Source organism: Candidatus Woesearchaeota archaeon (genome assembly GCA_030651375.1).
Lineage (GTDB): Archaea > Nanobdellota > Nanobdellia > Woesearchaeales > UBA12501 > JAUSFM01.
Genome location: JAUSFM010000015.1, coordinates 128,804 through 143,218, shown reverse-complemented (window position 1 = coordinate 143,218; position 14,415 = coordinate 128,804). Strand labels below are relative to the sequence as shown.

Annotated in this window: 15 protein-coding genes; 9 read left to right on the top strand and 6 right to left on the bottom strand. The window is 47.8% G+C overall.

Going from position 1 to position 14,415, the window contains the following annotated elements:
* Positions 1-99: 99 nt before the first annotated feature.
* On the top strand, positions 100-1,731 hold the full coding sequence (locus Q7R76_05725; GenBank protein MDO8643046.1) for a hypothetical protein: 1,632 nt from the start codon (positions 100-102) through the stop codon (positions 1,729-1,731).
* 228 nt (positions 1,732-1,959) lie between these two features.
* Positions 1,960-2,973 (top strand): transglycosylase SLT domain-containing protein, encoded by a 1,014-nt coding sequence (locus Q7R76_05720; GenBank protein MDO8643045.1) that lies wholly within the window; start codon positions 1,960-1,962, stop codon positions 2,971-2,973.
* 21 nt (positions 2,974-2,994) lie between these two features.
* Here Q7R76_05720 and Q7R76_05715 read toward each other — a convergent pair whose 3' ends face one another.
* From Q7R76_05715 to Q7R76_05705, 3 genes are read right to left on the bottom strand one after another with little or no spacing between them, the layout of a single operon-like run.
* A complete protein-coding gene (locus Q7R76_05715; GenBank protein MDO8643044.1) occupies positions 2,995-3,600 on the bottom strand; it encodes a hypothetical protein in 606 nt (201 codons plus the stop codon).
* A gap of 10 nt (positions 3,601-3,610) precedes the next feature.
* The gene (locus tag Q7R76_05710) at positions 3,611-4,204 is read right to left on the bottom strand and encodes a hypothetical protein (GenBank protein ID MDO8643043.1); all 594 of its coding nucleotides are present in this window, start codon (positions 4,202-4,204) and stop codon (positions 3,611-3,613) included.
* A gap of 60 nt (positions 4,205-4,264) precedes the next feature.
* Entirely contained in the window at positions 4,265-4,876 is a 612-nt protein-coding gene (locus Q7R76_05705; GenBank protein MDO8643042.1) for a hypothetical protein, read from the bottom strand.
* Positions 4,877-4,958: 82 nt separating this feature from the next.
* Between Q7R76_05705 and Q7R76_05700 the strand changes: the two genes are divergently transcribed.
* Together Q7R76_05700 and aspS are read left to right on the top strand one after the other, a co-directional pair.
* The gene (locus Q7R76_05700; GenBank protein ID MDO8643041.1) at positions 4,959-5,540 is read left to right on the top strand and encodes a hypothetical protein; all 582 of its coding nucleotides are present in this window, start codon (positions 4,959-4,961) and stop codon (positions 5,538-5,540) included.
* A gap of 66 nt (positions 5,541-5,606) precedes the next feature.
* Entirely contained in the window at positions 5,607-7,379 is a 1,773-nt protein-coding gene (gene aspS, locus Q7R76_05695) for an aspartate--tRNA ligase (protein ID MDO8643040.1), read from the top strand.
* A 208-nt stretch (positions 7,380-7,587) separates the two neighbouring features.
* On the opposite strand, the gene Q7R76_05690 is transcribed toward aspS, so the two are convergent.
* On the bottom strand, positions 7,588-8,097 hold the full coding sequence (locus Q7R76_05690; GenBank protein ID MDO8643039.1) for an SET domain-containing protein-lysine N-methyltransferase: 510 nt from the start codon (positions 8,095-8,097) through the stop codon (positions 7,588-7,590).
* A 275-nt stretch (positions 8,098-8,372) separates the two neighbouring features.
* On the opposite strand from Q7R76_05690, the gene Q7R76_05685 reads away from it, so the two are divergent.
* Positions 8,373-8,501: a hypothetical protein gene (locus tag Q7R76_05685; GenBank protein MDO8643038.1), complete on the top strand. Its 129-nt coding sequence runs from the start codon at positions 8,373-8,375 to the stop codon at positions 8,499-8,501.
* Between the two features lie 24 nt (positions 8,502-8,525).
* On the opposite strand, the gene Q7R76_05680 is transcribed toward Q7R76_05685, so the two are convergent.
* Positions 8,526-9,461, bottom strand: a complete 936-nt coding sequence (locus Q7R76_05680; GenBank protein MDO8643037.1) for an ATP-grasp domain-containing protein — start codon at positions 9,459-9,461, stop codon at positions 8,526-8,528.
* A 146-nt stretch (positions 9,462-9,607) separates the two neighbouring features.
* Between Q7R76_05680 and gatC the strand changes: the two genes are divergently transcribed.
* From gatC to gatB, 4 genes are read left to right on the top strand one after another with little or no spacing between them, the layout of a single operon-like run.
* Positions 9,608-9,895 (top strand): Asp-tRNA(Asn)/Glu-tRNA(Gln) amidotransferase subunit GatC, encoded by a 288-nt coding sequence (gene gatC / locus Q7R76_05675; GenBank protein MDO8643036.1) that lies wholly within the window; start codon positions 9,608-9,610, stop codon positions 9,893-9,895.
* A gap of 9 nt (positions 9,896-9,904) precedes the next feature.
* Positions 9,905-10,477, top strand: a complete 573-nt coding sequence (locus Q7R76_05670) for a peptidylprolyl isomerase (protein ID MDO8643035.1) — start codon at positions 9,905-9,907, stop codon at positions 10,475-10,477.
* Entirely contained in the window at positions 10,474-11,916 is a 1,443-nt protein-coding gene (locus tag Q7R76_05665; protein MDO8643034.1) for an amidase family protein, read from the top strand. Before Q7R76_05670 ends, Q7R76_05665 begins: the two co-directional genes overlap by 4 nt.
* 5 nt (positions 11,917-11,921) lie before the next feature.
* A complete protein-coding gene (gene gatB / locus Q7R76_05660; protein MDO8643033.1) occupies positions 11,922-13,373 on the top strand; it encodes an Asp-tRNA(Asn)/Glu-tRNA(Gln) amidotransferase subunit GatB in 1,452 nt (483 codons plus the stop codon).
* Here the strand turns inward: gatB and Q7R76_05655 are convergent.
* Positions 13,339-14,346, bottom strand: coding sequence for a hypothetical protein (locus Q7R76_05655; GenBank protein ID MDO8643032.1), 1,008 nt, complete (start codon positions 14,344-14,346; stop codon positions 13,339-13,341). The two genes, gatB and Q7R76_05655, sit on opposite strands and share 35 nt — an antisense overlap.
* Between the last annotated feature and the right edge of the window lie 69 nt (positions 14,347-14,415).

Below are 14,415 nucleotides of genomic sequence, written 5' to 3'. Positions count from 1 at the left end.
TATTTAAAGTTTTCGGTTGGATACCAAGTTAAATTAGTTTACCACCACCAAGTAACTATTACCGAAAGGTTTATATAGTATGATTTTTTGGGTGGAAGGATGGATCTCCTTCGTATGGTGGAAGCGGCACGGCATGTGACGAGAACACCGTTTTGGAATGATGTGACGTATTTGGCACAGACTGCAGAGCAGTCTGTTCGTGATTTGCGCTGCAAGTTGTGGGATGTTTCTGCCACCTTTGATGATGTTCTTGGTGATAAAATTAATGGAACTGATGGCAGAGTTATTGAACGGGTTGTCGAACGGTATCTTCAGCTCACCGGAACAGATATAACCGACTTGCGCGCAGGAGTTACGAGTCCGGCAGTTGGATTGAACAAGAGCACCCGCCAAGAGCATATTTCAGGCACCAGAGAAAAACAGGGAAAAGATGGTTGGGAATGGTACTATGCCAGAAAACACATGGCCGACTGGCAAATACTCGCGCTCGACGGTAAAATAGACGAAGCATACACCGGTATGGTTCACTTCCTCGGCAGCAACCCTGATTATAATGACATCCAACGCGCACACTTCAGAAAAAGAATGGCCACTGCTTCTGACGATCCTTTTTTCAAAGTCATCCGTGGCATCTGGCGAGAACTATATGCCGCAATGCCCATTCACGAAGATCCTGAACTCCTTGTCCAACTCGCTGCAACTGCAGCAAGCAAGCGCCGCGGCTGGGACAAAAAACACGGCGAAGCACTCGAAACAGAACTGAAACTTGATGGTGTGGACATTGGCGTATTTGAATATCTCACCGGACGCAATCTTGAAAAAGAAAAAACACGCACAACACAGCCAGCACCAACACCGGTCGTACATCAAACCACACAATCATCTCGACCAGCACGCACACAAACAAGCGTCAATGCAGACGACATCGGCGCCGCTGTTGACGCTGCCGAACGTGGTGAAACAGTACGGCAAACACCTAATCAGGCACGCGGCTACACCCAACCATATGTTTTGCGAAATGTTCAGTGTGTCGGCAGTGACGGCCTCGTGTTTGAACAATACGCGGAGCTTCGTGTTCAGTCGGATGTTGTTCGGCGGCAAAATAACGCTCACCAACAGTTTACACCGTATCAGGCTATTCTGCATTTTAAAACAGAGCGCGACCAGTTCTTGCCCAGCATGGCATTGAGTTGTAACATTCTTGTTGCACTGTATCATGCTGCAGTACGTAGAGAGGAAGATGGAACCTACACAACACTCGACGCGCACGCAAAACAAATCCTCGACCAATACAAAGACCATGGCGCAGGATACGGCTGGCACGCGCAAAACACGGTTGTAGATTGGAAAGGAAAACAAGTTATTCATTATCCTAAAGATGAGGACTTCCCCGAACACGGCGACACTGCACAAATAAATCAAGAATATCAACGAAATTCAAAACCATTCGACAAAAAAGGATTTGAACATTGCACACTGGAAGAAGCATGCAAAAAACCGAACATGCTTGGATTTCTGCAAGACTTCACCGGACTGCAAAACCCCCTAGAGCTCATTCCTATTGCCCAATACTTCGGCAAAACAGCACGCGTCTGGGTTTCGTCAGAAAAAGAAACTCGTGCCGCGTGGCTGGGTTGCAACGACGTCGATGACGACTTCAGCCTGGATGCCGATAGCTATCTGTACGATAGTTGTGCCGCGCGCGGGGTAGCGTCAATCAGCGCGCCGTAAGGCGCGCGGCGCGAAAATTTTTCATTCTCCACCAGAAATAAAATCGCTCGACTGGAAATTGCCCGTTTCGAGTGGAAAAAGGGGGAAAAAAGAGAAAAACGCCCCACCTTATCTCACTGATTTGTTGTATCATACGTTAATTTTCGATAAAAAAAGTTTAAAAGTCGAGACAATGCTGTTCATCCCGCTACAACGAGCATTTTAATCAGCACACGCATTCCAAAGGGGATGGACCGCAGAGATTTCCTCAGCCATGCATGTCGAATAGTCGGCACCACGGCGTTTGGCCTGTCAATGATTGAAACCGTTCTTGTTTCGGATGCAGAAGCAGCGCTGAAAAAACAGTTGCACCAGCCAAAACCTCCAGCGCCAAAGCCTGCTCCCCGATTCCACATTCCCGAAAGCCCGCCGGTTTTTATTACAGCTGATTATCATCCACCGACATCGAGTGAATATCGACAGCGAATTGAGCGAGCAACACTCGACTTTCTGCACGACCGCTACGCTGACAAGCCATTTTGGGGAAGCAGAAAAGTGAACGATGTTGATATTGAAAAACGAATCCATTGGATTCTGCATTGGACAATGAAAGGAGTACAGGAAGCGGCACCTATTTTTCCGGTCGATCCACTGGTACTTATTGCGCAGATGTATGAGGAATCACGGTTCAACGAATTTGCGATTTCTTCTGCTGCCGCTGCAGGCGTTGCGCAGTTCATCAAGCCGTCGGCGAAAGAGTATGGCATGCAGTGCGCAGGAAAGCAAAATAGGGAGGGATGCAAACTTCCTGAACACGCTGATGCCTATGAGCGATTTTTAAAAATCGGCGCAGCCCGAGCACGCGCCCAGCGTGTCATTATGGATATTGAAGATGTGCCAGAAAATTATCTTGACCTCAAGGAGATGTCAGAGCAACAGCAATCAGCATTAAATAATTACCGCCGTTTTCTCGCGGCAAATGTAAAAGGAAGGGATATTTTCGATGAAAAAGACCGCCGATTTTTAGAAGGATTCGACGAACGGTTTGGTTACCGGAAACCAATTCCTGCTATGGCAGTGTACATGGCGGGAAATCTGAAGGAATGCAACGGCTATGTTGCTGCTGCGCTCATTGGCTACAACGCAGGCATGGGATGGGTGCGCGAGAAAAAAGGGAGGATGCCAATGATTAAGGAATCAGTCAGATACGCCGAAGCTATCCAATTTACCTACCGCGCGATTGCACAGCGGGCGAATGTATAAACACACTCTTTTTAAAAATCGTTATCGTGGTTCCATTGACATAACTGCCATGGCGAATACTGCAATGAGCATAATCAGGCCAAAGCCGAGAATTTTTGGGTGGAAAAACGCCGCAGCAAGATTGTTGCTGTACGTTCCTGTTGCGCTTGATGCTGCGCCACTGGTGGTGCCTCCCGCATACACCGTTCCTGTTCCAGTCCCTTGTGCACCTTCAACCGCCGGTCCCGTTGTCAATGGAAGCAACTGCTGGCCATACACACTAGCCATGGCACCGCCGGCGATAATCAAGCAGATGATAACGATAAGCCAACCAATGGTTCTATCCCCACGCAGCACACCGACAATGTCTGCATCAGTTGCGCCAAAAATTTTGTAGATAAGCAGCATAAACACAATGAAAATGAACAGAAAGGTGTACCACGGCATCATCGTCATGATAAGGTTATTGACATTCGGCACGAGGAGCACAAGCAAGCCGAGAATGACTGCAATAAGAATATGAATTCCTTTGTTGTCGCCGAAGAGCTTGGTCATGCTCAACACGCCAAAGACAACAGCCATGACAAACAACAGAGAGAGAATTGGCGCAAGCGTACTTAACAGTCCGGCGTCAAGGAGGGTAACCATGGCTTAGTTCTTAGCGGGATTTTGTGAAATGCTTTCCAATCTGTTCCAACCATTTTTCGCCCTGCACTTTGTCTTCCTTCGTGATAAAGTACACAATCATGCCGAAGACAAGAACGACAACGACCAGTGCCTGTGTGTCAGGATTGTTGAGGAATGAGAGTTTGTCGTTGATACTCCACAAATTCGCCGCAGCGCCGAAAATATAGCCGACCACAATGAATGCAACAAGAACAATCAGGCCGCTCGTGCTGCTGCCGGTCAGTGTTACATGATGGCCGGTGAGCCCAATAAGGAGCAATGCCATAAGGATCAAGACAATAACCAGCGACACATTTGGCAGAGCCGAATTAATAATGTTCACCACGTCCCATTGGCCGGGGTAATCGCCCGTAACATGCGGGATAATGACTGAAAACGCCATGACCAATGAGATGATAACTTCGATATTCTTTCGGTTCTCGCCGAACATCTTGCTCCGGTGCGCAATCGCAAAAACAATAGTGAAAATCAGAATAAAAGGGAGAAGCACATCGCTGATGCCTAATTGTTCCAGTGCGAGCACGCCACGCTCAAAGAATGTTCCGCCGCTCGGTCCATACAGCATAGGTATCAACTCTTTTTCTATTGACGATTTTTAGGGGAGTGCCCTATATAAAATTTTCGATTAATGATGATGGCTGCTGCTCGAGCTTCCGCTTCCTCCCCCTGAACCTGTTGTGGGAGGCGGCCCTTGCGACGCAGTGACCCAGATAATAAAGCCAACAATAAAGATGATGAAAATAACCGATGCCGTGAAGTTGGACTGCCAGTTCACCAGCAGATAATCATACACATACTGCACAATGCCACGGTTGTCGATTTTGATAGACTGGAGGAATATCAGCGCAACGCCGACGAACATGATGATCATGAACAAGCTGCGCCACTTGCCCTCAAGGCTCATAGGCTCGCCTTCCTTGTAGAACGAACCAATAAGGAGAAGGAAACAAATCGACAGCAAGAGGAGGAGCACGACGTTGGCAACCGATTCGTTAATCGCTGCGACCAAGCGGGTCGAGGCAACCACCAAAAACGCGGCAACAAACGCAACCATTGAGTTGAGATTTTTTTTCGGATATTCCCTATCCCCTACTTTTTCCGTGCCGAAGAGCTTTGTTTTTTCCAGCACCGCAAATACAATCGTAAACACGAGCAGAAACGGCAGGATGACATCATAGATGCCCAACTCGCCAAAGAACTTGATAATGCCTCGAAACGTGGACTCCTGTGCTACCATTTGTTCATTTCTATGAATCTGCTTATTTAAATATTGCGTTTCATGCAAACGTTTTTATACTTCCCCCTCCTTTTTTATCGTCATGGTCAACCCATCAGAATTTGCGCGGCTGCACAAGGAACTAGAGCAGTTCGAGGAGCAGCGCGATACCCTCATCAAGAAAAGCAGGGACATTATTTCACTATCTAAACAAATCATCTATGCAGTCCACCGGAACGAACTTACCACTGCGGAAAAACTGGTCAGGGACATCAAGGCAGGTGTCAAAAACCTCGTCGCGCTCACCAAAAAGCACGGCGCGCTGTACTACTCCGGCAGCCTGCGCATTGCCGAGCAGGAATTTGTTGAGGCGGTTGCGTACTATTCATTCATAGTTGACGGCTCCTTGCCGACAGCAAAAGAGCTCGGTGTTGATACTGAAAACTACCTGCTCGGCATTTGCGACCTTTTCGGTGAGCTTATGCGCCGAGCGACCAACAGCGCCATCAAGGAAAACTACAAGGAAGTTGTTGCAATCCGCACGTTTCTTTCCGATGTGTACGATGAGCTGATGAAATTCGAATTCCGCAATTCGGAACTCCGCAAGAAATTCGACGGCCTCAAATACGAACTCAAGAAGGTCGAGCATTTAATTCTGGAACTCAAGCTGAAGGATAAGATATAGACAGATATAACCCCCGATATAAACAAAGAAACAATCTTTATAAATCCCAACGAAACTCTCAAGCATATGAAACGCACCCACACGTGCAATGAGCTCACGACAAAAGATATTGGCAAAAAAGCATGCCTCCAAGGATGGGTGCACAGTCGGCGGGATCACGGCGGCGTTATTTTTCTCGACCTGCGCGACCGCTACGGGCTGACACAGGCAGTGTTTGAGCCCGGATGCAAGCCCTTCTCCGACGCAGAGCACCTTCGCCGAGAAGACTGTATTGAAGTGCACGGTGCTGTTCGCGCGCGGCCCAAAGGAATGTCAAACGCCAACCTATTCACCGGCGAAGTTGAAGTTGATGTAAAAGAACTGAAAGTGCACAACAAGTCCGCGGTTGCGCCGTTTGAAGTCGATGACCGTGTTGTTGCCAGTGATGATCTCCGTCTGAAATACCGTTACCTTGACCTGCGCCGGCCGACAATGCAGCACAACCTACTCATCCGCCACCGCGCAGCGCAGGCAGCGCGAAAATTCCTGTCGAGCCAGAATTTTATGGAAGTGGAAACTCCCCTGTTGGTTCGATCGACGCCGGAAGGCGCGCGTGATTACATTGTCCCTTCGAGGGTCAACCCGGGAACATTCTACGCACTGCCGCAGTCACCCCAGCTCTACAAACAAATTCTTATGGTGTCTGGATGCGACCGGTACTTCCAGCTCGCGCGCGCATTGCGCGACGAAGACCTTCGAGCAGACCGCCAACCCGAGCACACACAGATTGATATTGAAATGAGTTTCCCGGAAATTGAAGACCTCTTCACGGTTGGCGAGGGCGTCATTAGCGCAATCTACAAAGAATGCATCAACACTGAACTCAAACGGCCGTTTCCAAAAATCACTCACACGCATGCAATGGAAACCTATGGCACAGATAAGCCCGACCTGCGTTATGAATTGTTTCTCATCGATGTCAGCGCCATCGTGAAAACATCAGACTTCAAAGTCTTCTCTGATGTGGTTGGCAAGGGAGGCGTTGTCAAGTGCATCTGCGCGCCCGCGGACATTGCGCGGAACGAGCTCGATAATTACATCAGCTTTTGCCAGCAGCACGGCGCCAAAGGTATGGCATGGGCGCGCGTCACCGAGCTGGGGCTTGAGAGCAGCATTGCAAAATTTTTGAGCCCGCAAATACAGAAAGAGCTCATCGCGAAAACCAACGCAAAAAAAGGCACAACGCTCCTCTTCATCGCCGACACCCTCAAGACAACCAATCAGGTACTCGACAAGCTTCGCCAGAAGCTTGCCCATGACCTCGGCCTGTTGAAAGGAAAGGAAAAAGAATTCAAATTCTGTTGGGTTGTTGATTTCCCGCTGTTTGACTGGAACGAGGAAGAAGATAAATGGGAGCCCGCGCACCACCCGTTCTGCATGCCGTATGAAGACGACCTGAAATATCTCGAAACTGATCCGGGAAAAGTCAAGTGCACCCAATACGACCTCGTGCTGAACGGCACCGAGCTTGCTTCCGGCAGCATCCGCATCCACACGCCGGACATTCAGGAACGCGTGATGAAAGTGATTGGATTAAGCAAGAAAGACCTCGAAAACAAATTCGGATTCCTTCTCGAAAGCTTCAAATACGGCGCGCCTCCCCATGGTGGTATGGGCATCGGCTTTGACCGGGTTGTCGCAAGCATGCTCAACCTTATTGACATCCGCGAAGTCATTGCCTTCCCAAAAAACAAGGCAGCGCAGTGCCCCATGGACGGCAGCCCATCTGATGTTGATGCAAAACAGCTCAAGGAACTGCACATCAAGTTAGATATTGTGAAGAAAGAAGCGAAACAATAAAATGAGCTGTAACGTTAGCGACACCTACTAACATATGCGATTAAAAGAAGTTCGCCGTAGGCAAATTTGAGGAAATCTCGCAGGAATTTCCCTGTTAATCGCGGTTATCAGCCCCAAGGCGTTCGCCGAGAGCCCGCAGGGCGAGGTGCGACTTAAAAGAGCAAGTAGCGATGGCACAAATTTAAGGGTGGGGGAAGGCACGCGAGATTTATTTGAACTGTTTTAGCATAAAGTCGGGCATACACTTGTTTTTAATATACTCCCTCTGAATTCTCTTGGGAAGTGTTTTAAATTGGTCGATTATTCCCCTGCAATTCTTAGAACCACAATGACATTTACAAGTCCATAAAATTCTTCCAGCTTTTTCTATTTTTTCTTTATTATCATTCATTGTGGTGGAATAATCGTAATTAATTTCTTCCCCAATCTTTATATCTTTCAAAGCAACAAGTTCGGTTTTGCCCCTAATAAAAGAATTTGGATTACAAGAATGATTAAATGTTCTTGACATTTCATCTAAATCCAAATATTCATCATCTTCAACTCCTAAAGGGTCAGACGGCTTTTCTACACCTTTATTACATCTTTTTATGACCTCATCTAAAGTGCATAATTCTCCAGTAAAAAAACAAATAGTTTGACCCCTTGCAATTTTTTTAATGGCAAAAACGCCATTACCAGCAATTTTCGATTTTTTTATTTCAAGTAAATCATTCATACTAAACTATGTTTAAGAATTGTTTATTAAATTATTGTTTGTGTGCCTTCGGGTGGGAGTTGGATATAATTCATCGCTATTGCTGATAACGTATGGGGTTTACAGAAGTGGCAATACTTCCAAAATAGGAACCCGAAGTTCTTAAATGTGTTGGTGCCCGATTAGATTTTGCCACCCGCATCGGTATCGCTAACTTTACGGCCCACAATAAAACAACATTTTTATATACTTCCAACTTCTCAAAATCAAGTACCATTTCAAAAGGAGGATGGATTATGGCAGAAACAAATATTTTCGGCATGGCGGTAAAGGAAGGAAAGAAAGCAGGAAAAAAAATCAAAAAGAAGGATGCAGGGAAAAAATTGATGAAGGCAACGCGTGGTGGAGACGTTATGTTGATGTAATCTTGTTTTTTATTTTTCTTTTATCTATTTTGGCTGGTTTTGTGCATGTTCTATGATTCTTTCTAGCATCTCCGGGTATGCTATGCCCGCACCATAACAGGCAATTGAAAAATCAGAATAGAGTGAGATATCACAGTTCGGGTTGACATCAATGACAAACAGGTTATTCTGCGCGTCCATTCGTATGTTGACTGATGCGTAGCCGCGGCAACCGAGCGCACGCCCGGCGGTGATTGCAGTATCCTTGACCGCCTTTTCAAGCGATGGCGGCAGGTGGTGGTCAAATCGCTCGAAAAGCCCGTAATATCGGGGATCTTTTCTGTTCCATTTTACCTCGTGTGAAAGTATTCTCGGTAGGCCTTTGAAAAACCGTTCGGAAAACACAACCTCAAAGAATGCGGGTACGCCGAGTGTACCTGTTTTCGACATCCAGAGCAAGGGAACAAAAAACTCTCTGCCTTCGATAAAACGCTCCACCAGCACGGTCTTTTTTATCTTCAGCATCTCACGAACCATCAGGCGCAGTGCTGCGGAGTCATGCACCACATTCTCAGTGATAAGGTAATTGCTTGCGTGTTCATCAGCAGGCTTTATGATGCAGGGATATGCCACTTCAGGAAGATCCGTAAGAGAATTGACTGCGGCAAACCCAGGAATCGGCACCGTTTCTTTTCTGAGAATTTCGGCAACGAGTTGCTTATCCCCACAAATGCTGGCTGTTTCTGCGCTATTTCCCGTAACCACAAGTCCCCTGTGCTCAAGGCGTGCAATAATTGTTGGTTCACGCCTGTTTTGGCACCGGTTAAACACCAGCTCAAAATTTTTAAGAACAGAAAGATCTTTTTCCAGCTGGTCGTACATAACATACTGGGGTGTATGGCCGAGTGCACACAACCCATAATAGACATCCTTGATTGATTCCGGCCTTCTCTTTCCGCAGTATAATAGTGCTATCTTCATTGCCCAGGCGTGTAGGTATGGCTTTTTATTTTTTATGGTACTATCCCCGTTTTCACTGTATACTGTTTCTTTTTAGCAATACATCTGTGCTGATTTGCTGCGCTTCACAACAAACTTTATAAAAATGCCCTTGCTTCTTCTTTTTCATGGTCACTATAGACGAATCCGTTATTCGCCGCGTCGCAGAAATTGCGCGCCTGAACCTCTCTCCGGCAGAAGTGAAAAAATTCGTGCCGGAATTCAATGAGATTCTCGCCGCGTTTTCAAAACTGGACATGCTCGATGTTGGTGATACTGAAGTCTCCCTCCATGCGGTTGAGCTTCGGAATCGAATGCGTGATGACGTGCCAAAACCCTGCCTTACCAACGAAGAAGCGCTCGCTCAAACTATACATAAAAAAGACGGCTCCTTTAAAGGGCCGCGGATTTTATAGGTGATCACTATGATAAAACTATTCTTTATACTTTTGGTTTTGGCGGCTCTTCTTTCGGCGTGCGCCTCAAAACAGGACAAAAAAGCCGACCCTGTTGCAGTCATGAAAACATCGAAAGGCACGATTTCTATAACTCTTTTTGAGCAGCAGGCACCACTAACAACAGCGAATTTCATCAAACTTGCACAGCAGGGATTCTACGACAAAACGATTTTCCATCGCGTGATTCCTGATTTTATGATTCAAGGTGGTGACCCAACAGGCACTGGCACAGGAGGCCCTGGCTATATGATTCCTGACGAGTTTGGCACGGGTCTTACGCACGATCGCCCGGGTATTTTATCGATGGCAAATGCTGGCCCGAACACCGGCGGCAGCCAGTTTTTCATAACCCTTGCACCCACACCATGGCTTGACGGTCGGCACAGCATTTTTGGCGAAGTCACTGGGGGGATGGATGTTGTTGGAAAAATTGTTTCAGCGCCGCGCAATGCGCAGGATCGACCGCAGGAAGATATTCAGATCGAATCAATAACTATTCACCGACCATACCAAGGTCCAAAGCTTGGAGCAGATCAATGACGTCCATTGTTCAACAGGTTGCATTATTCCAGCAGGGGGCGAGCATCGAAGAGCACACCCGCGCTGTGCTTGCCGAAACACGGGAAATTAACGAGCATTACCACTATTTCACGGCTCTCTGCGAAAAAGAAGCATTGGCGCGTGCGCAGTTTCTTGAACGTTTGTCTGCAAAAGAAAAAGCATCACTTTCGCTGCTCGGCGTGCCGCTCACGGTCAAGGATGCTCTGTGTGTCAAAGGTATTGAGTCAACTGCCGGCAGCAGAATTCTCAAAGGATATCGCCCACCATTCAATGCAACGGCAGTTCAGAAATGTATTGATGCCGGCGCCGTTGTCATCGGAAAAACCAGCCAGGACGAATTTGGCTTCGGCGGATTTTCAGTCAATGTCGGGCTCGGCTATCAGGTTCCAAAAAATCCGTTTGACCCCGATGTCAGCACCGGCGGCAGCAGCGGCGGCTGTGCCGGCTTCACCCAGAAAACAACCTTTCCCCATCTTTCCCTTGCCGAGTCAACCGGCGGCAGTATCGTCGAGCCGGCATCATTTTGCGGCGTGGCCGGCTTGTGTCCGACGTACGGCCGCGTGTCACGTTACGGCCTGATTGATTACGCAAACACCCTCGACAAAATTGGGCCCATGGCAAAAACAATTGATGAAGCAGCACTTCTCATGGACGTGATTGCCGGGCCGGATGAAAAAGACGGCACGACACTCCGTGAGCCGTGCACGGTTCAAAACGCAGCCGGCAAAGGAGTTAAAGGCCTGCGCATTGGCGTCGTGAAAGAAGCATTTGGAGAGGCAACCGACAGCGTCGTTGCTGAAACCGTGTGGCGCAGTATTCATGTGCTCGAAGCAGCCGGCGCACGGTACGAGGAATGTTCCTTGCCGCTGACCGGAGCGTACGGCGTACCAACCTATTATATTCTCGCGACCTGCGAAGCATCCACCAACCTCGCAAAATTGTGCGGCCTGCGTTATGGCATGCAGGAAGAACTTTCCGGCACCTTCAATGATTATTTTACTGCAGTGCGCTCCAACAATTTCGGCGCAGAAGCAAAACGGCGCATCATGCTCGGCACGTTCGCGCGCATGGTCGGATTTCGCGACGCGTTTTACATCAAAGCATTGAAGGCGCGCCAGCTGATAACTAACGAATACCTTTCACTCTTCAAAAAATACGATGTGCTCATCACTCCCACTGCTCCGGTTCTTCCCCCCTCCTTTGCCCACCTGAAAAAATTGACTCCGCTCCAGCATTATATGCTTGACATACTCACCGTCGGCCCGAATCTTGCAGGGCTTCCGCACCTCAATGTGCCCGTCGGGATGCACAATGGGCTGCCGGTCGGTGCCTTACTCATGGGCACGCACTGCGCTGAGTCAACGCTTGTCCAAGCCGGTGCGTGCCTTGAAAAAAATAGCAAAAACGAAAAAAAATGAGTGCCATGAAACCCTCCACCCCCTCGTTCACGACTGACGTTGTCATTGGATTGGAAATCCACGTCCAACTCGACACCAAAACAAAATTATTTTGTAGCTGTCCGACAAAACCAGTCGCCACAAAACAGAACGCCGAAGATGTTCCGAACACTCGGTGCTGCCCGACTTGTCTCGGCTTTCCCGGCAGCAAGCCGGTGGCGAACAAAAAAGCGATTGACTATGCGCTGAAACTGTGCCTTGCGCTTGGCTGTTCAATCTCAGAAACCCTCGTCTTCTCTCGCAAAAGTTATTTCTACCCCGACCTTTCAAAAAATTACCAAATCACACAATATGAACTGCCGCTGGGAACCAGCGGTGCAGTCATGCTCTCAACCGGAAAAAAAATTGGCCTCACCCGCGTCCACCTCGAGGAAGACCCTGCATCGCTTGTGCATCCAGACTCAATTGAGCGCTCTGCCTTTGTGCTCATCGACTACAACCGTAGCGGTATTCCGCTGTGTGAAATCGTTACCAACCCCGAACTGGCCAGTCCTGAAGAGGCGCGTGATTTCATGAAACAACTCAACGCCATTTTTGAGTACCTTGATATTTTCAATGCTGACACCTGCGTTGTCAAGGCTGACGCCAATATCTCCATCAAGGAAAGTGGCTACATCCGCAGTGAAGTCAAAAACATTACCGGCTTCAAGGAAATTGAGCGCGCACTTTTTTATGAGGTCCAGCGCCAGAACGCGGCAGTTGCAGCCGGAGAAAAACTGGTACAGGACACCCGCGGCTGGGACGCTGCCAAAGGAATTACTATTCGCCTGCGCAAGAAGGAAACTGAAGAGGACTACGGCTACATTCTCGATACTGATATTCCTGTTATTGACGTGACTCCTGAATGGATTGCGCAGATAAAAAAACAAGTTCCTGAACTTCCCGCAGAAAAAGTGCACAAATTTGTCACCACCCACAAGATTCCCGAAGAAGATGCGCTGGTGCTTGCGCAGGAAAAGCTTCTTGCGGAAATGTTCGAAAAGGTCGCTGAAAAAATTGATCCGATACTTGCCGCGAAATGGCTGCGACGAGAATTGCTGCGTGTGATGAACATGACCAAACAAACCTTTAAGGATTTGCTCATTGATGAACACCACCTGATTGAGCTCCTTGAGCTTGTTTCTACAAAACAGATAACTGATCGCACAGCGCAAAAAATGCTTGAAGAGCTTATCGTCAAGCCATTTTCACCCAAGGCTTATGTGAAAGAACACGGGCTTGGTGCCGTGTCTGATGCCGGAATTATTGAGCAGTACTGCAAAGAAGCGATTGCCGAAAACCCCGGCGTTCTTGCTGATTACAAATCGGGCAATGAAAAAGCATTTCACTTTCTGGTTGGTGTGGTGATGAAGAAAAGCAAGGGGAAGGCAGTGCCCAACGAAGTTAATTCGATACTGAAGAGTCTGATAAGCCACTAACCCCACTACCGTCTTCAACGATTTGCCGCGCGTGTGGGCATTCTGCAACTGTTGTATCTTCGTTTCGACGTGATAAAACAGTAGTATCCCTGGTTCCAATTGCGTAATACGCAATACGCGCTGATTCTTCATACTCCCTTGGGTGCAGGAGCACATCCAAAAGTTCATGTGCCAATCGAGGTACCTTCTTCGCAACCTGGTGAAGAGTGTGTTCAGTCCATGCATCTATTTTTCTTTGCCGTTCTATGGGCATACGTTCTTCAAGCACCCGGTCGAATGCATACCGTTCATCAGTCGAGGCAGCGACTTGCAGGAGTGTGAGCCCAAGGCCGTACCGGTCCCGGACAGGAAACGCGTCGTTATCAATCCGGAAATAGGGGACTGTTCCCCAGCTCGTTCCCTGTGCACTATCCATCTGGTGCTCTCGGATGTCTGTCGATAATGACCAATCAATAAATTTTGTTTCGAGATTGGGTGTCAGCACAATAATATTTCCCGGCTTCACGTCGCGGTGCATGATGCCGCGTTGGTTAATGTTTAAAATAGTGCTATACATTGAGAGGGCAACACATTCTATTTCTTCTGGGTTCAGCCGGTGAATACTATCAGAATCAGTATACACTTTGAGAGGAGTTCCTTCAACAAACTCGAGTTCAAACAGGCCTGGAATATTCTGATAAAATTCATTGCTAAACACTTTCTGAACCCCGGGAAGGTCAGAAACTTCCTGTTGGTTTCGCAAGCCGCGCAGTACCACACTCTGAAGCCGGCTGTTCAGTGGTTCGTGAGTTTCTGGGTGAACAACATATTTGAGATAACGGCCTGAAATAGGCGATTGAAGAATAAGGCACTTGCGGTCAGAATAAATAACGTCTAATCCATATTCCAACACCATCTCTTCTAATGCGGGTGGAATTTTCCCTCTGAACGGGGAAATACTAGTACCTGGTATAATTAGTTCTCTTTCAGCCATAAGCAAAACCTATGTTTTATTTTTTTATGTATCTCAGCGACCTTTCTCTTCTGCTGGTGCTATTTAAAC